This is a genomic window from Paenarthrobacter nicotinovorans (genome assembly GCF_021919345.1).
Taxonomy (GTDB): domain Bacteria; phylum Actinomycetota; class Actinomycetes; order Actinomycetales; family Micrococcaceae; genus Arthrobacter; species Arthrobacter nicotinovorans.
Genome location: NZ_CP089293.1, coordinates 3160421 through 3177682, shown reverse-complemented (window position 1 = coordinate 3177682; position 17262 = coordinate 3160421). Strand labels below are relative to the sequence as shown.

The window sequence follows — 17262 nt, the reverse complement described above, 5'->3', positions numbered from 1 at the left end:
GCTGACTCACACTGTTGCAACGTAGCTGCAACCCCCTGGCTCCTAGGCTCGGATCAATGGCGACAGCCACCGTGATTCGCAGCAAAGGAGCTAGCAATGACTGTTTATGCACAGCCGGGTGCCGAGGGTTCGAAGGTCACCTTCAAGGACCGCTACGAGAACTGGATCGGCGGCGAATGGGTTGCCCCGGTCAAGGGCGCCTACTTTGAGAACATCACCCCCGTGACGGGCAAGGCCTTCTGCGAAGTTGCCCGGGGGACGTCGGAGGACATCGAACTGGCCCTGGACGCAGCACACAAGGTTGCACCGTCCTGGGGGAAGACCTCCGCCACCGAACGCGCAGCCATCCTGAACAAGATCGCCGACCGCATTGACGAGAACGTGGAGCTCCTGGCTGTTGCCGAGACCTGGGACAACGGCAAGCCCGTCCGCGAGACCTTGAACGCGGACATCCCGCTGGCCGCTGACCACTTCCGCTACTTCGCCTCCGCCGTCCGCGCCCAGGAAGGCCACCTCTCCCAGCTCGACGAGGACACCACGGCGTACCACTTCAAGGAGCCGTTGGGCGTTGTCGGCCAGATCATCCCGTGGAACTTCCCCATCCTCATGGCCGTGTGGAAGTTGGCGCCCGCGCTCGCAGCCGGCAACGCCGTGGTCCTGAAGCCGGCTGAGCAGACGCCGACGTCGATCCTGGTTTTGATGGAACTCATCGGTGACCTCCTGCCTGCCGGTGTGGTCAACGTGGTCAATGGATTCGGTGTGGAAGCAGGCAAACCGCTGGCGTCCAGCCCCCGCATCCGCAAGATCGCCTTCACCGGCGAGACCACCACCGGCCGGCTGATCAGCCAGTATGCGTCCAACAACCTCATTCCGGTCACGCTGGAACTTGGCGGCAAGAGCCCGAACATCTTCTTCGACGACGTCGCCGCCCAGAACGATGCCTTCTACGACAAAGCGCAGGAAGGGTTCACGCTCTTCGCCTTCAACCAGGGCGAAGTCTGCACCTGCCCGTCCCGCGCACTCGTTCAGGAAGGTATCTACGACTCCTTCATGACCGACGTCGTGGCCCGGACCAACAAGATCATCCAGGGCAACCCCTTGGACACCGACACCCAGATCGGCGCCCAGGCCTCCAACGACCAGTTGGAGAAGATCCTCTCCTACATCGACATCGGAAAGCAGGAGGGCGCCAAGGTCCTCACCGGCGGGGCCCGGGCAGAGCTGTCAGGCGACCTGGCCGGCGGCTACTACGTCCAGCCCACCATCTTCGAAGGCCACAACCGGATGCGGATCTTCCAGGAGGAAATCTTCGGCCCGGTGGTGTCCGTGACCAAGTTCAGCGACTACAACGATGCCATCGGCATCGCCAACGACACCCTCTACGGTCTTGGTGCCGGCGTCTGGTCGCGCAACGGAAATGTCGCCTACCGCGCGGGCCGGGAAATCCAGGCCGGCCGTGTGTGGGTCAACAACTACCACGCCTACCCGGCAGGTGCCGCCTTCGGTGGCTACAAGTCCTCAGGTATTGGCCGTGAAAACCACGCCATGATGCTGGACCACTACCAGCAGACCAAGAACCTCCTGGTCAGCTACAACGAGAACAAGCTCGGCTTCTTCTAAGAGTTTTTGTACAGCAGATGCCCTTATGGAGCGGACTTAGGGGCATCAACTGTACAAAAACTCCCATCATTCGTACAGATCAAAGGAGATCGTCAATGACCACCACTATGCAAGCAGCAGTAGTCACTGAATTCGGAACCGACCTGAAGGTCATGGAGGTCGAACGCCCGACGCCGGGTCCCGGCCAGGCGCTGGTCCGCCTCATTACGTCGGGGGTATGTCATACCGACCTGCACGCCGCCGAAGGCGACTGGCCCGTCAAGCCGACACCACCCTTCATTCCCGGGCACGAGGGTGTCGGCGAAGTGGTAGCCCTCGGCGAAGGGGTCACGGACGTGGCGGTCGGCGACCTGGTGGGCAATGCCTGGCTGTGGTCGGCCTGCGGAGACTGCCAATACTGCCGGACGGGGTGGGAAACCCTATGCGAGTCGCAACAGAACGGCGGCTACAGTGTGGACGGATCGTTCGGTGAATACATGCTGGTGGACACCCGCTTCGCTGCCCGCATCCCGGCAGGCTCGGATCCGGTGGAGGTTGCACCCGTGCTTTGCGCCGGCGTCACGGTGTACAAGGGCTTGAAGATGACCGAGGCCAGGCCGGGGCAGTGGGTCACCATCTCCGGCATTGGCGGCCTGGGGCACATCGCCGTCCAGTACGCAGTGGCGATGGGTCTGAGGGTGGCAGCGGTGGACATTGCCGACGACAAACTGGCGCTCGCCAAGGAGCATGGTGCCGAGTTGACGGTCAATGCACTGCATGAGGACCCGGCGGAGGTCATCCAGCGCGAAACGGGCGGCTGCCATGGCGTGCTGGTCACGGCCGTGCACCCCTCGGCGTTCGGACAAGCCATTGGCATGGCCCGGCGCGGTGGAACGATCGTCTTCAACGGCCTTCCGCCCGGAGATTTCCCGGCGCCGATCTTCGAGATTGTCCTCAAGGGCCTCACGGTCAGGGGATCGATCGTGGGCACCAGGCAGGACCTCGAGGAAGCGCTGGAGTTCTATGCCCAGGGGAAGATCAAGCCAACGGTGTCCACCCGGGAGCTCTCGGAAGTCAACGCAGTCTTCGACGAGATGAAGCACGCCAAGATCGACGGCCGAGTGGTTCTGAAGTTCTGATGAACGCCAACATGTCCCAGGACATCCTGGAAGCTTCGGTGACGCTGCCCGGGGAGGACTTCTCCCGGGTGGCGCTCACCGGAGCATCCGTGGAGCTGCTCCTCAAACTCTGGGAGCAGCACGGCCCTTTGATGTTCCACCAATCGGGCGGCTGTTGCGACGGCTCGGCTCCCATGTGCTACCCGGCGGGGGAGTTCTTGACAGGTGACTCCGACGTTCTCCTTGGGCGGTTCGACCTCGGGCCCGATGGAAATGCCAAACCACTGGAGTTCTGGATGTCCAAGGAGCAATTCAATTACTGGTCCCACACCCACCTCACCGTGGATGTGGTTCCGGGCCGAGGCAGTGGGTTCTCCGTTGAGTCTCCCGAGGGGAAGCGATTCCTGATCCGATCAACGCTCATGGACTGGGACGTGCCAAGCATTTAGGGTGGATGGCTGGTGTGATGAGGGTTACGGGCCTTCATCACACCAGTCACACCTGTCACGCGAATTCGGCAGGCGTCTCACTATCTGGGATAAATATGGCCGTCCATTGGTCGGACACTATTCTTGATGAGTCCTATACCACCCCCATCCAGAATGTGGCATTTTTATGAACATTTTCAGGACCAAGTCGATTGAGCAGTCGATCGCCGATTCCGACGAGCCTGGTCGCAAGCTCAAGCGCAGCCTGAGCACGTGGGACCTCATGATCATGGGCGTCGCCGTCGCTGTCGGCGCCGGGATCTTCTCGGTGGGCGCGAAGGCTGCCGCCAACTTTGCCGGCCCCGCCGTCACCATTTCCTTTGCCATCGCAGCAGTCACCTGCGCGTTGGCCATCATGTGCTACGCGGAGTTCGCGACCGCAATTCCCGTTGCCGGTTCCGCCTACGTCTTCACGTACGCCACCATGGGCGAAGTCCTTGCCTGGATCATCGGCTGGAACCTCATCCTCGAACTTTTCACCGCCGCGGCAGTGATCGCCAAGTACTGGGGCATCTACCTCAGTACGGTGTTTGGCTTGATGGGCGTGGAGATGCCGCCCTCGATCAGTGTGTTTGGCGTTGACCTTTACTGGGGCGCCTTCCTCATCGTCGCGATCTTCACCGTGCTGCTGGTGCTGGGGACAAAGTTGTCCGCCCGCGTTGGCAACGTCTTCACGATGATCAAGATCGCTGTAGTGCTGTTCGTGATCGTAGTGGGCTTCAGCTACGTGAAGTTCTCCAACTACACACCCTTTGTTCCGGCCTCCGAACCGACTGCCGGAACGGGCGCGGCCGATGTCATGAAGCAGTCCTTCTTTGGCTTCCTGACCGGTGCTGCTCCGGCCCAGTACGGAACGCTTGGCATCTTCGCAGGCGCTGCCTTGGTCTTCTTCGCCTTCATCGGCTTCGACGTGGTGGCCACCTCCGCCGAGGAGGTCAAGAACCCGCAGAAGACCCTGCCCCGGGGTATCTTCGGCGGCCTGGCGCTGGTGACATTGCTCTACATCCTGGTCTCCCTCGCCCTCACGGGAATGGTTTCCTACACGCAGCTGGCCGAAGTCAAGAACCCCACCCTGACCACGGCTTTCGAAGCTGTGGGCAACACTGACGCCGCCAAGGTCATCGCTTTCGGTTCCCTGGTAGGCCTCACCACCGTCATCATGGTGCTCCTCATGGGCTTGTCCCGCGTGGTGCTTGCCATGAGCCGAGACGGTCTGCTGCCCCGCTCCCTTTCCAAGACCAGCGAGAAGCGCTCCACCCCGGCCCGCCTGCAGATCATCTGCGGTGCCGCCGTGGCGATCGTGGCAGGTGTGACCAAGGTGGACCTCCTGGAGGAAATGATCAACATCGGAACGCTGTCCGCGTTCGTGATGGTCTCCCTGGGCATCCTTGTGCTCCGCAAGAAGCGCCCCGACCTCAAACCGGCGTTCCGCGTTCCGTTCGGCAAGGTCCTGCCCTGGGTCTCCGCCGTACTGTGCGTCTACCTCATGACCAACCTGGCCGTGGAAACCTGGATCTTCTTCGCGATCTGGCTGGTGATCGGCATGGTGATCTACTTCTCCTACGGCCAGCGTCACTCGCGGCTCAACGAGAAGTTCGCAGCCGCCAAAGCCGCTGTCGCAGGCGGCGGCAAGACCACCGGCGACGAGGACGAAGACACCTTCACCAAGGTCTGACCCATCGCTGCTGCTTGTCAGACAGCTGCTTTTGTCATAGCTCAAGGGGAACGCCCGGGAACCGCTGGTTTCCGGGCGTTTTCTGTTTCCGGGAGCGCACCCGTCCAGAGGGCCCTTCACTGGGCGCCAGCCTTGGGACCCTAGCCCTCACAGCGCTGGCCCCAACGCCACCAGCCCTCACGGCGCCGCGTACTCACTGACCCACTCCACCAGGGGCCTCAGCGTCTCCCATCGAGAGACAATCTCATCCTTGGCCGCTGCGGTGGACAACCACGCCGGCTGCCCGACTTCCACACCGGCCGACAAGGACTTGTGCTTTAGCAGCTCCGCTCGCGGATGGTCCTTGTCAAAGCCGCGGGGAACGGTTTTGAGTTTTTCCCCTTCAATCGCAAAACCAGAAGCGGAGACGGCGTCGGTGATCTCTTGCAGCGCCAGGCCACTGTCCGGCGCGTCGACTGCGGCCCGGTAGCGTGCCAACTGGGCGGGCGTGTGGGAGTGGTAGCCCCCACCGATCAGGAGACCGTCTGCGCTGATCTGGACGTAGTAGCCAACGCCCTCCCGGGTGGCTGCGAAGGCTCCTTGGGCCGTTTTATAGGGTGACTTGTCCTGGGAGAACCTGATGTCCCGGTTGGGGCGGAAGATCTTTGCGGGCCCGAACCTCGGCTCCAATTCCGCGAGGAGAGCCGTCAGCGGTTCCCTGACCTCGGCGTCGTATGTCGCTTTATGCTCCAGCCACCACTCGCGGTTGTTGTTCTCTTCAAGGTCCTCGTAGAAGCGGAAAGCGGCTGCCTGAATGCCTTCAAATGTGTTCATACAGGGATCCTATGGAGCGGCATGAGGGCGCAGCCATAGCTGGAGGCTGCTATGTGGAAACAAGGGCTATGTGGAAAACAAAAAGAACACCCCGCCGCGGAGTGGATCCGCGGCGGGGTGTTCTTGGAAGTGCTTGGAGCAAAGACGCTTAGAGCTTGTTGGCTGCTTCGGCGTCGGACTCGGTCTGGCCTGCGCCCAGGTTGGCACGGAGCTTGGCGCCGAGGTCGGCGTCAACGTTCGTCCAGTACTGGATGGCGCGTTCCTTGATGTCGGCGTTCTTCACGCCGCCAACAGCACCGGTGATGGTGTCCAGGAGGCGGGCCTTGGCGGCGTCATCGTAGACCTCGCGGTACAGGGTACCGGCCTGGCCGAAGTCGTCATCCTCAGCGTGCAGGGTGTGGGCGGAGAGGGTGAGCTCGCCGTCGTTCTCCCAGCCACCGGCGGGGGAGGTCGGCTCGACAGCAGCCGGGCCACCAACGGAGTTCGGTGCGTAAACCGGGGTGGACGGAGCGTTGAACAGGTAACGTCCCTGGCCATCCTGGCTGTAGTTGTTGACCTGGTTCTTGGGCTGGTTCACCGGGATCTGCGCGTGGTTGGTGCCAACGCGGTAGCGGTGTGCATCGGCGTAGGAGAAGATGCGGGCCTGCAGCATCTTGTCCGGGGAAGCAGCGATGCCCGGCACGAAGTTCGACGGCGCGAAGGTGGCCTGCTCGATCTGCGCGAAGTAGTTCTCCGGGTTCTTGTTCAGCTCCATGGTGCCCACGTGGATCAGCGGGTAGTCGGAGTGCGGCCACACCTTTGTGAGGTCGAACGGGTTGAAGCGGTACGTCTTGGCATCCTCGTACGGCATGACCTGAACGTGGAGTTCCCACGACGGGAAGTTGCCGGCCTCGATGTTCTCGGAGAGGTCGCGGATGTAGAAGTCTGCATCCGAACCGGCCAGCTCTTCAGCCTGGTCACCAGTGATGGTCTTGACGCCCTGGTTGGACTTGAAGTGGTACTTGACCCAGAAACGCTCGCCGGCGGCGTTGATCCACTGGTAGGTGTGCGAACCGTAGCCCTGCATTTCACGCCAGGAAGCCGGCAGGCCACGGTCGCCCATGAGCCAGGTGACCTGGTGTGCGGACTCGGGGGAGAGGGTCCAGAAGTCCCACTGCATGTCAGCGTCACGCAGGTGGGTACCCGGGAGGCGCTTCTGGGAGTGGATGAAGTCCGGGAACTTGATGCCGTCGCGGATGAAGAAGACGGGGGTGTTGTTGCCCACGAGGTCGTAGTTGCCCTCGGAGGTGTAGAACTTCACGGCGAAACCGCGGGGATCGCGCCACGTGTCGGGAGAACCGTTCTCGCCTGCAACGGAGGAGAAACGGATCAGCATGTCCGTCTCGGCACCCGGCTGCAGGAAAGCAGCCTTGGTGTAGGCAGAAACGTCAGAGGTGGTCTTGAAGGTACCGAAAGCTCCGCCGCCCTTGGCGTGCACTACGCGCTCCGGGACCCGCTCGCGGTTGAACTGGGCGAGCTTTTCCACCAGGTAGTGGTCGGTCAGGATGATGGCACCGTCAGCGCCGACGGACTTCGAGTGCGCGTCGGACGTAACGGGGGCACCTGACTGGGTCGTTGAAATGGCAGTCATTGTTCTCCTTTTTCCTATTTCTGAGTTACTGAAGTATTTACGGGAAGCTGTTGTTTAGCCTGGCAATCCTGGCAGATGCCTTGGTAAAGGACGTCTGCGATCTGGATTGTCATGGGCTTGGAATTTTCGTTCCAGTGCGGTGTGAGGCACGGTGTGTGGCCCACTGCGCAGTCCACGTCCTCCACCTTGCCGCAGCTGATGCAGACGGCGTGGTGGTGGTTGTCGCCTACCCGGGTTTCGTAGAGCGCTGGGGAGTGCGGGGGTTCAAAGCGGCGCAGCATCTGCAGATCCGTAAGGTCGCTGAGCACTACATAAACGGACTGCGCCGTCAGTTCAGGCAGTTCCTGGCGGGCAGCGGCAAGGATGCCTTCTGCCGGGGAGTGCGGATGGTGCTGGACTGCGGCCAGCACTGCCAGCCGCTGTTTGGTCACACGCCTGCCGTGGGCATGCAGGGCCGCGGCCCATGCTTGCTGCTCAGCAGTGTGATCTGTCATGCATTCATTCAAACACTTATTTTGATAAGTTCACAATAAGGCAAGGCTAACTTCCGGTGAACGAAACAATTCCACTACCGGGTTGAGTTCTTCCGCGGCCGAGCGGCCGAGCGCATGCACCCGCAATGGCGTTCCCGGGGTCAGCGACTCCACGGCCAGGCAACTGAACCCGCTGACGCCACCGGACAGCGGCAGCGCGCCCAGCGATGCACCGATCGCCAGAAGGTCAGCAGGCAGGAAGTCCCGAACTGAGGCCACGCCGCTCACGGGCTCCATGACGGTATGGCGCTCACCCGCAGGAATCGTCCGTACCAGCACTGCGGGGTCCGGAACAGGTTCGACGGCGGCCCTGGCCGCGTCTGCGGACGCCACGATCGCGTCGGGCAGCTCGCGGCGCAGTGACTCACGGATCGCCTCGTCGGTCGCCTCCAGTTCGGACTCGGGGAGGGCCACCCGACGGTGCGCCGGCAGCGAGAGCTGATGTCCCGGCGTCGTGGTTTCGCCAGCCCAGCGTCCAAAAAGATGGAACGTCGGAGTTGACGATTCAGCCACCGGTTCACCCAGCCCGGCTCCCAGCGGATGCCACTGATGGGCGAACATGACGGCGCAGTGCTCGACGCCCAGGACCTTCGCCAAGGCGGCGCGTGCCAGATGGTGGCAAAAAAGCCAGTCTGTTGCGGACGGGAGCGCGAAATCCGTGGACGGATCAGACAACCTGACCACTACGTGCGCGGCTGTGAGGGGATGACGTGGCCGGGCGATCTCCCAAAAGCCCGAACGGTACAACAGTCGTCGTGACATGACCATGTCAACTCCTTCCCCGGGGTGAGCCTACCAAGCCGTGGCGCTGGTTAGGGTTGGACGGTGGCAAAACTACTGGCAGACATCACTCCGCTCAAGGAGAGTCCTGCTTTTCGTCGTCTCTGGCTGGGGGCGTCCGTTGCCGCCATCGGCACCCAACTGACCCTCGTGGCTGTCAGCCTGGAGGTGTACCGGCTCACGCAGGAAAGTTTCTATGTGGGGCTCCTGGGTATCTTCGCGCTGGTTCCCATGGTCATTGCCGGCCTCTACGGTGGATCCATCTCCGATGCCTACGACCGACGCAAAGTGGCCTTGATTGCATCCCTCGTCCTATGGGCTTCCACGGCCGGCCTGGCACTGCAGGCGTGGCTGGGTCTGGGCAACATTTGGGTCCTTTATGCGTTGGTAGCCATCCAAAGCGGAGCGCAAGGCATCAACGGCCCGGCCCGGAGCGCCATCATTCCACTCCTGGTCCGCAAGGACCTGCTCCCCGCGGCCAACGCCTTGAGCATGCTGACCTTTGGCCTCTCGATGACCGCCGGACCACTCCTGGCCGGGGTACTCGTGGCAACCATCGGCTTCGGGTGGACCTACACGATTGACGTCATCAGCTTCACCTTCGCGCTGTGGGGACTTTTCAGGCTTCCGCCGCTGCCGCCCTCCAAGGATGCCGTCCGGCCCGGGTTCCGCTCCGTGGTGGAGGGCTTCCGGTTCCTGGGCGGGCGGCCCAACGTCCGCATGACCTTCATCATCGACCTCATCGCCATGATCTGCGCGCAACCCCGGGCCCTGATGCCCGCCATTGGCGCCGTGATGATCGGTGGAGGCGAAACCACCGTGGGTGTGCTGCTCGCTTCCACGGCTGTGGGAGCGTTCCTTGCGGGCCTCTTCTCTGGTCCGTTGGGAAGGGTACGCCGGCAGGGCAGCGCCGTGGTGTGGTCCGTGATGGGGTGGGGCGCCTCAATTGCCGGCTTTGGACTGGTGGTGCTCCTGGCAGGTGACGCCGGACGCAATGGAACCACGCCGTGGCTGATACCGGCTGCGCTCTGCTGTGCGCCCGCAGGTATTTCGGATTCCGTGAGTGCCGTTTTCAGGACCACGATTCTCCAGGCTGCTACCCCGGACCATCTCCGCGGGCGGTTGCAAGGGGTGTTCATCGTGGTGGTAGCTGGCGGGCCCCGGGTGGGAGACATGCTTGCCGGTGGAGTGACCCAGTTCCTCAGCGAAGGCGGGGTGCTGTTGCTGGGTGGAGTTCTGTGCATTGCCCTGGCATGGCTCGCTTCCCGTGTCCAACCCGGCTTCGTCGCCTACGATTCAAAGCATCCGGTGCCCTAAGCAGGCGGGGGCCAAGCCAGGAACCGGCGCCTGGGCCCGGAACAGGCGGACCGGCGTCGGCGTTAAACGAAGCAAAGCCCTGCAAGAGCTGAAGAAAGAGAACGAGAGCAACGTGCATAAACACAACAATGGACTCAAGACCGCGGCACTCTTCGGTGTGCTGTGGGCGGTGTTGTTGGGTTTGGGCGCCATCATTGCCTCAGGAACCCGGAGCACCGCCCCCATCTGGATCATGGCCCTGATCGGCGTGGGCACCACAGCGTACGGCTATTGGAACAGCGACAAGATCGCCATTCGTTCCATGGCTGCCTACCCGGTCACTGAGGCCCAGGCTCCCCAGCTGTACCAGATCGTCAGGGAGCTGTCCGTGCGGGCGAACAAGCCCATGCCACGGATCTACCTTTCACCCACCATGACACCCAACGCCTTCGCCACCGGCCGGAACCCCAAGAACGCCGCTGTCTGCTGCACCGAGGGCATCCTGCACCTGCTGGACGCCCGGGAACTCAGGGGCGTGCTGGGCCATGAACTGATGCACGTGTACAACCGCGACATCTTGACGTCGTCCGTGGCCGCGGCTGTGGCCGGCGTCATCACATCCGTGGGCCAGATGCTGCTGATCTTCGGAGGCGGCGACCGGCGCAATGCGAACCCCTTGGCGACCATTGCCATGGCGCTGCTGGCACCATTTGCGGCCTCGCTCATCCAGATGGCGATCTCCCGCACCCGTGAATTCGACGCGGACGAGGACGGCGCCCAGCTCACCGGGGACCCGCTAGCACTGGCCTCGGCGCTGCGCAAGATCGAGTCCGGGGTGAGCCAGTTGCCGCTTCCGCAGGACCAGAGGCTGGTCAATGCCTCGCACCTCATGATCGCCAACCCGTTCCGTGGCGGCGGCATGCGGCGCATGTTCTCCACCCACCCGCCCATGAAGGAACGCATCAGCCGACTGGAGGGAATGGCAGGGCGCCCGCTCGCCTGACGTGCTTGCAGGGACTGCTACGCGAACAGTCCTTCGCCGATGAACCCGCCGGCCTGCACCCCGGGAGGAACCGCAAACAAACCCGATCCGGTGTGCTTCAGGTACTCCACGGACAACGTGTCGCCCTTGGCCATTGCCAGTTGCATGGGCACGTAGTGCGTCCGCGGATCCTTCACGAAAGCGATGAAGAAGAGACCGGCATCCAGGTGCCCCAGCCCATCCGAACCGTCCGTGAAGTTGTAACCTCGGCGGAGCATCCGCACGCCGTTGTTCTGGTCCGGGTGGGCCAGCCGCATGTGCGAGTCCATGGGAATCAGCGGCTCGCCATTGCGGCCCGCCATGGCAAAGTCCGGTGTGCTGAACTCATCGCCGCCTGACAAAGGAGCCCCGACGCCCTTGGTACGCCCAATCAGCCCCTCCTGCTCACGCAGTGAGGTGCGGTCCCAGATCTCAATGTGCATCTGGATCCGGCGGGCCACCAGATAGCTGCCGCCTGCCATCCACTGTTCGGATGCAGGGCCGCCAGAGGCCACCCACACGTGCTCGTCCAGCAGCGCGTTGTCCTCGACTTTGAGGTTGTTGGTGCCGTCCTTGAAACCGAAGAGGTTGCGGGGAGTCACCTGTGCCCGGGACGTTGAGGAGGTGCGCCCGAATCCGAGCTGGGACCAACGGACGCGGACCTTTCCGAATCCGATTCTCGCCAGGTTGCGGATGGCGTGCACCGCAACCTGCGGGTCATCGGCGCAGGCCTGGACTACTATGTCTCCGCCTGTGCGCCCGGGCTGGAGGTCGTCGCCCGGGAAGTGGGGGAGGTCGATCAGAGCTTCGGGTCGCCGCCCGTCCAGGCCGAACCGAACCTTGCCGTCCTTTTCGAACAGTCCGGCACCAAAACCAAACGTCAGGGTCAGTTTCGACGCCGCCAGGTCCAAGGCCTCGCCGGTGTCCTCCGGCGGGGCGTCATAAGGTCCATCGACGGCGCCGGTCTTGCCGGTGGGGTCCCCGGCCGCCATCGCCTGCGCCGCGGCAGTCCAGTCCTTCAGGAGCTTGATGAGTTCCTTGCGGTCCTCGGTGGTGACATCGAACGCGGCCATGTGGAGACGGTCCTGGGCAGGGGTCGTGATGCCTGCCTGATGGTCTCCGAAGAACGGAACTACCGCTTCTCCGGCGGCCGGAACGGAGGCAGATGCTGCGGATGCCGTCACGGCGTCGTGGCCCAGGAAGCCGGCGGCCAGGCCGGCAACGGCTCCGGCCCCGCCCACGCCCGCCAGTGACAGCAGGCCACGGCGGGACATCCGGGGGGTGACGGTTTCAGCGGTAGCCGCTGTGCCGCCGTCGGACGCCCCTCGGGAGGTTACGACGTCGTTCGGCTCACCGGAACGCTCGACGCCGGCGGCGTCACCGGTGTGCCCGAAGGGGCAGCCGCTCACAGGACCACGGCTGAGGTGAGCTTGGAAAGGGGCTCACCCAGCGAGTCAACCAGCGAAGCCAAACCCTGGACCTGCTCCGGGCTGAGCTCGTTGTAGTAGGCAAAGCCGTCGCCCTTTGCGTGCTTCTTCAGTTCGGCCTGCAGCGCCGCGAACTTTTCATCCAAGGACTTGGAGAGCTCTGCGTCTTTCTGCTCCAGGGCCGGCTTCAGGCTCTCGAAGGCGATGCGGGCGCCGTCAACATTGGCCTGGAAGTCCCAGAGATCCGTGTGCGACCAGATTTCTTCTTCGCCGGTGACCTTGCCGGTGGCCACTTCATCCAGGAGTTCCTTGGCGCCATTGCCCAGCTTGTCCGCAGTGAGCTCCACGGTACGGGTGCGGGTGGCGAGGTCCTCGGTGTCGGCGACCAACTGCTTGGAGATGGCGGTGCGCTCAGCAACGGTCATGGCCGTGTAGCCTGCGGGCGGGAAGAGGTCCTTTTCGGCGCGGTGCCATCCGGTCCATTCCTGTCCGGGCTCAAGGTCGGCTTCGCGGGCATCCAACTTGGGGTCGAGGTCGCCGAAGGATTCAGCCACCGGCTCGATCCGTTCCCAGTGCATGCGGGTGGCTGCGTAAAGCTCGCGTGCCTTCGCGGCATCACCGGCTGTAAAAGCGTCGGCGAATGCCTTGGTGCCGGTGACGAGCTGTTCGGTCTGGTCCTTGACGTAGGCGGCGTACTGCTGGGTGCCGGTGTCCAGGAGCTTCTGGAAATCGGCGTCGACGCTGGGCTTGTTGCCGGACTCGGTGACCTCGAAGGAAGCGCGGATGCCATCGCCCTGCATGCCGGGCTTGCACGCGGTGTTGTACTTGCCGGCCGGGGCCGTGACCACCAGGTTGCGGGTGATCCCGGGTCCGATGTTCTCCACTTCGCCCAGGATGCGCAGGCCGTCTTCTGCCAGCAGGTAGAACTCCGTGACCTCGGTGCCTTCGTTCTTCACCGCGAAGGTGAGGTTGCCGCTGGGTGCGGTGGCAGCGGAAACCTTGCACTCGTTGGCCGTGCTGCTGACCTGGATGGGGCCATCCGCGGCGGCTGTGGTCTTCGTGTTGTCAGTGCAACCGGCGAGGACCAGGGGTACGGCCGCGGCCGCGCCGATCACGGCAAGGGTATTGCGGAGTTTCGTTGAAACGGGCATGGGTGAATCCTTTGTCTATGAACGGGCGCACGGCGGTGTGCCTGAAGGCGTAAGGGGAGACAGCCTTAGGGCTGTGCTGCGACTGCGGGAGCTGGGATGGTGCCGGCGGCTTTGGGACGGGAGGAACGGTTGGCCCGGATGTACAGGGACAGCACGGGGATCACGTACAGCAGCCAGGCTGCCGCTTCCAGCCACGTGGTGGCGGGGGAGAAGTTGAGGGTGCCTTTCAGCAGGGTGCCGTACCAGGACGACGGCGGGATGGCGGCTGAGACATCGAAGGCCAGGTTGTGCAGTCCCGGGAGGATGCCGGCTTCCTGGAGGTCGTGGACACCGTAGGCCAGTACGCCGCCGGCGATGATGATGAGGCCGACTCCGGTCCAGGTGAAGAAGCGGCCCAGGTTGACCTTCAGGACACCCCGGTGCAGCAGATAACCCAGCCCGGCGGCCGCGACCAGGCCGAGCAGCGCACCGAGCAGGGGGAGGGTTGTTTCGCCTGTGGCTTGGGCTGCAGCCCAGATGAAGAGGGCAGTTTCCAGCCCTTCCCGGCCCACGGCCAGTGCCGCCACGAGCACGAGGCCCCATGCGGCGCCGTCGGCCGCTTTGTCCACTTGGGAGCGCAGCTCGCCGCCGAGGCTGCGGGCGGTCTTGGCCATCCAGAAGACCATCCAGGTCACCAGTGCCACTGCAATGATGGAGAGCCCGCCGCCGATTGCTTCCTGGGCCTCGAACGTCAGCCCGCGGGGGCCGAAGGTCAGCAGTGCGCCGAAGCCGAGGGAGATGCCCATCGCGATTCCCACGCCGATCCAGAGGCAGGGAATCAGGTGCCGCCGTCCGGTCTTGATGAGGTAAGCCATCAGTAGGACCACGATGAGGGAGGCCTCCAGGCCTTCGCGCAGTCCGATCAGGAAGTTGGCGGTCATGGTGAGTGTTCTTTCGCTAAGGGGAGCCGTACTTAGGCTCGCCTAAGGAAGAAGAATACTGTGCCGCGGCTATTACGCAAACTAATCGTGCTCTAATTTTCCCGTCCATTACGACAGTCGCTGTAGTTACAGGCAACGAAAAAGCCGGGACGCGCTGCCCCGTGGGGCGTGCATCCCGGCTTTGGCGCGCCCTGGCCAATGCCGGGCGACCGCTTGGTTAGCTGCGGAAGTTCACGAACTGGAGGTCGGCCTCTTCGAACTTCTTGAGGATGTTCATGGTTTCCTGAAGGTCGTCGCGGGACTTGGAGGTCACGCGGAGTTCGTCGCCCTGGATCTGGGACTTGACGGACTTGGGGGCTTCATCGCGGATGATCTTGTTGATCTTCTTGGCGATGTCCTGGGCGATGCCTTCCTTGATGGTGCACTCCAGGCGGAATTCCTTGCCCGAGGGGTAGGGCTCGCCCTGGTCGAGGGACTTCAGGGAGATGCCGCGCTTGATGAGCTTGGACTGGAAGACGTCCAGGACTGCAAGGACGCGGTCCTCCGAGTTGGCCTTCATGAGGATCTTTTCGCCACTGAAGTCGATCTCCGCGCCGACACCCTTGAAGTCGTATCGCTGCGCGATTTCCTTCTGGGACTGGTTCAGTGCGTTGGCGACCTCTTGCTTGTCTACCTTGCTGACGACGTCGAATGTGGATTCGCCTGCCATGACTCTCCTTAGGTTGGGGGCCCTGTGAGGGCGGGTTGGGTCTGGCATCCAGCCTAGTACGGAAGCCGGCACTTGGGACGGTGGAGGGCTTTCACAGTTCGCTCACAGCACACGCAAGGTGGGAACCGAGGTAGCTGGCCGAGAGTTGTACCAGTTGAAAGAACGTATCGTCGGAGGATCAGCATGAGCAGCAAGGCCGTCCAGTCCATCAGCAAGTCCGCCTCGGCAGCAGCCGGTTCGATTGGCACGGCAGCCGTGGCAGCTGCAAGCGCCGTCGCTGCGGCGGCCGTGGCTGCGTCGATCGTACTGAGCCCGGTTCCCGATGCCACTGCCCGGATGGACGGCGTCCACGCAGATCTTCTGCGGGCCGTGCAGCTCAACCAGATCACTGCCGAACAGGCCGAGAGGTTTGAAGCCAAACTCGCTGGCAGGATCCTCGGACAGGCCTGAAACATGCGGAAAATCAGGGTGTCTGCGTCCGATTAGATTCTTCGCTGAAACTTCTGTAAGGTTGTCTCTGCCTTCGGTTACCGGATCGAAAGAAATGGTCTCCGGAAGTGATCTTCTTTTGAAGTTCGGCAGATTACCCGAGCGGCCAAAGGGGGCTGACTGTAAATCAGCTGGCAACGCCTACGGGGGTTCGAATCCCTCATCTGCCACCCAAAGAAAATCCCCGGAACCACTGGTTCCGGGGATTTTTTGTGCCCTGGTGGAATCTCGCGATTTGAGCTGCCATTTTCGTCCGGGCCACGACAATGGACGAAGGACACCCAAATTTACGTGTCATTGGTCCGGGGCGATGTCCGCAGTGAATGTGGGTGTCCCCGGCCAGCGCGAGCCGGGCCCGGGGTGGGGCGTCTGAGCCGGGGGCAGAAGTGGCCCTTCAGCGACTCTCCGAGATTTTCCGGAGCTCCGCAATCTCCAGCCGCAAGGCCGCGATTTCGCTCACCAGGTCCGCCATTTCAGCCCGGACTGGTTCTTCGGCCGCTGCTGCCTTTTCTCCCGCTGCGGCGGCGACCCCCTCGGCGTTCTCCTCGATCCGCTGGACAAGCCAGGAAGCGATGGAGGCCGTCACGATACCGAGAACAGCGATGCCGCTCATCATCAGGGCGGCAGCTACCACCCTGCCAATGGGCGTCACCGGGTACAGATCGCCGTAGCCCACGGTGGTGATGGTGGTGACGGCCCACCATGCTGCGTCGCCGAAGGTCAGGATCTTGGCGTCGGGGGCGTTCTGTTCAACATCCAACACCGCCAGGGCGCCGATGAGGATGAGCATGGCGGCGGCCCCGGCGACGTAGGTTGCCACCCGGCCACGGAGGGTTTCGCCCACGGTGCGTTGCAGCACGGAGAGGAGGGTGACCAGGCGCAACAACCGCAAAGGCCGGAAGAAGGGGAGCACCACGATCAGGAGTTCGTGGAGGTTCCACACAAACCAGCGCATGCGGTCCTCGGCAAGCCAGAGGTTGATGAAATAGTCCAGCGCGAAAATTCCCCAGGTGATCCACAAAATCACCTCGAAAGGGACTGCCGAGGGCCCGTCGACCCGGCCAATGACCTGCCACGCGTAGGCGGCGAGGAATATCAGTGCCGTGGCCATGAGCGGCCATTCGACGAGGTCCCGGTATCGCGCTTGAGTCATACGGGAATACTAGCCACAGGCCGGGCCGGCCGGGGGCTTGCGGAGTTGCTCAGGCGGTGGTTTCCAGCCAGTAGCCGTCCAAGTGGTGTATCAGTTGACGGCCCAGGCCGCCCTTGAGCTGGATCCAGAGGGTGCTGCGGTCGTCGGTCATTCCGTCCAGGGTTCCTTCGATGCGGTTCCCGCGCGCGTCCTGGAGCACCACTGTCTGGTGGCGCTGGAGTTCGGGCCAGACGTCGCCGCTGGGCCTGCTGGTTTGCAGCGTACTCAAAGGGATCTCCCTGATGTTTTCTTCCAATACGAGTTCCAGATATTGTGCACGTCTTTGATGAACCAGCGGTAAACGTTAGTGCAATCGTTGGACATAAAGTTGAACAAACAGCGAGGCCCGTGCTCGTTCCTTTGGCTGAATCCAGCAGAGCGTCCCACAATGCGGTCGGCATCTTTCGCTGGAAGTTACTCA

General features: G+C 62.9%; 17 protein-coding genes and 1 tRNA gene. 8 read left to right on the top strand and 10 right to left on the bottom strand.

All coding sequences use genetic code 11. The features are described 5' to 3' along the window. Positions 1-96 precede the first annotated feature (96 nt). The 4 genes from exaC to JMY29_RS14780 all read left to right on the top strand — a co-directional run bounded on the left by exaC (position 97) and on the right by JMY29_RS14780 (position 4880). Positions 97-1620 (top strand): acetaldehyde dehydrogenase ExaC, encoded by a 1524-nt coding sequence (gene exaC, locus JMY29_RS14795; protein ID WP_018776796.1) that lies wholly within the window; start codon positions 97-99, stop codon positions 1618-1620. 95 nt (positions 1621-1715) lie between these two features. Then, a complete protein-coding gene (gene adhP / locus JMY29_RS14790) occupies positions 1716-2738 on the top strand; it encodes an alcohol dehydrogenase AdhP (protein ID WP_179128300.1) in 1023 nt (340 codons plus the stop codon). A gap of 11 nt (positions 2739-2749) precedes the next feature. Continuing rightward, the gene (locus tag JMY29_RS14785; protein WP_026267023.1) at positions 2750-3166 is read left to right on the top strand and encodes a DUF779 domain-containing protein; all 417 of its coding nucleotides are present in this window, start codon (positions 2750-2752) and stop codon (positions 3164-3166) included. A gap of 166 nt (positions 3167-3332) precedes the next feature. Further along, on the top strand, positions 3333-4880 hold the full coding sequence (locus tag JMY29_RS14780) for an amino acid permease (protein ID WP_018776793.1): 1548 nt from the start codon (positions 3333-3335) through the stop codon (positions 4878-4880). A gap of 177 nt (positions 4881-5057) precedes the next feature. Here the strand turns inward: JMY29_RS14780 and JMY29_RS14775 are convergent, their stop codons facing one another. The 4 genes from JMY29_RS14775 to JMY29_RS14760 form a co-directional block, all read right to left on the bottom strand. After that, complete coding sequence (locus tag JMY29_RS14775; RefSeq protein WP_189075292.1) at positions 5058-5693, bottom strand: DUF2461 domain-containing protein; 636 nt, start codon at positions 5691-5693, stop codon at positions 5058-5060. A 148-nt stretch (positions 5694-5841) separates the two neighbouring features. Further along, the gene (locus JMY29_RS14770) at positions 5842-7323 is read right to left on the bottom strand and encodes a catalase (RefSeq protein ID WP_189075291.1); all 1482 of its coding nucleotides are present in this window, start codon (positions 7321-7323) and stop codon (positions 5842-5844) included. A gap of 14 nt (positions 7324-7337) precedes the next feature. Next, positions 7338-7817, bottom strand: a complete 480-nt coding sequence (locus tag JMY29_RS14765; RefSeq protein ID WP_189075290.1) for a Fur family transcriptional regulator — start codon at positions 7815-7817, stop codon at positions 7338-7340. A 30-nt stretch (positions 7818-7847) separates the two neighbouring features. Next, positions 7848-8618, bottom strand: coding sequence for a hypothetical protein (locus JMY29_RS14760; RefSeq protein WP_229778563.1), 771 nt, complete (start codon positions 8616-8618; stop codon positions 7848-7850). A 63-nt stretch (positions 8619-8681) separates the two neighbouring features. Between JMY29_RS14760 and JMY29_RS14755 the strand changes: the two genes are divergently transcribed. Continuing rightward, the gene (locus JMY29_RS14755) at positions 8682-9953 is read left to right on the top strand and encodes an MFS transporter (protein WP_189075289.1); all 1272 of its coding nucleotides are present in this window, start codon (positions 8682-8684) and stop codon (positions 9951-9953) included. 112 nt (positions 9954-10065) lie between these two features. After that, complete coding sequence (gene htpX / locus JMY29_RS14750) at positions 10066-10935, top strand: zinc metalloprotease HtpX (protein ID WP_039242510.1); 870 nt, start codon at positions 10066-10068, stop codon at positions 10933-10935. Positions 10936-10952: 17 nt separating this feature from the next. Here the strand turns inward: htpX and efeB are convergent, their stop codons facing one another. The 4 genes from efeB to JMY29_RS14730 all read right to left on the bottom strand — a co-directional run bounded on the left by efeB (position 10953) and on the right by JMY29_RS14730 (position 15160). Continuing rightward, positions 10953-12227 carry an iron uptake transporter deferrochelatase/peroxidase subunit gene (gene efeB / locus JMY29_RS14745; protein WP_233461361.1) on the bottom strand — a complete coding sequence of 425 codons (1275 nt, stop codon included), beginning with the start codon at positions 12225-12227 and terminating at the stop codon, positions 10953-10955. 131 nt (positions 12228-12358) lie between these two features. Beyond that, positions 12359-13531 (bottom strand): iron uptake system protein EfeO, encoded by a 1173-nt coding sequence (gene efeO / locus JMY29_RS14740; RefSeq protein ID WP_189075287.1) that lies wholly within the window; start codon positions 13529-13531, stop codon positions 12359-12361. A 65-nt stretch (positions 13532-13596) separates the two neighbouring features. After that, positions 13597-14451 (bottom strand): iron uptake transporter permease EfeU, encoded by an 855-nt coding sequence (gene efeU / locus JMY29_RS14735; RefSeq protein WP_189075286.1) that lies wholly within the window; start codon positions 14449-14451, stop codon positions 13597-13599. A gap of 217 nt (positions 14452-14668) precedes the next feature. Continuing rightward, complete coding sequence (locus tag JMY29_RS14730) at positions 14669-15160, bottom strand: YajQ family cyclic di-GMP-binding protein (RefSeq protein WP_018776783.1); 492 nt, start codon at positions 15158-15160, stop codon at positions 14669-14671. 183 nt (positions 15161-15343) lie between these two features. Here JMY29_RS14730 and JMY29_RS14725 point away from each other — a divergent pair, with 183 nt between their 5' ends. Beyond that, the gene (locus JMY29_RS14725) at positions 15344-15610 is read left to right on the top strand and encodes a hypothetical protein (RefSeq protein ID WP_018776782.1); all 267 of its coding nucleotides are present in this window, start codon (positions 15344-15346) and stop codon (positions 15608-15610) included. A 127-nt stretch (positions 15611-15737) separates the two neighbouring features. Continuing rightward, positions 15738-15819, top strand: a tRNA-Tyr gene (locus JMY29_RS14720). 224 nt (positions 15820-16043) lie between these two features. On the opposite strand, the gene JMY29_RS14715 is transcribed toward JMY29_RS14720, so the two are convergent. Both JMY29_RS14715 and JMY29_RS14710 read right to left on the bottom strand, forming a co-directional pair. Beyond that, entirely contained in the window at positions 16044-16802 is a 759-nt protein-coding gene (locus JMY29_RS14715; RefSeq protein WP_026267022.1) for a potassium channel family protein, read from the bottom strand. A gap of 49 nt (positions 16803-16851) precedes the next feature. Then, positions 16852-17070, bottom strand: a complete 219-nt coding sequence (locus JMY29_RS14710) for a hypothetical protein (RefSeq protein ID WP_026267021.1) — start codon at positions 17068-17070, stop codon at positions 16852-16854. Between the last annotated feature and the right edge of the window lie 192 nt (positions 17071-17262).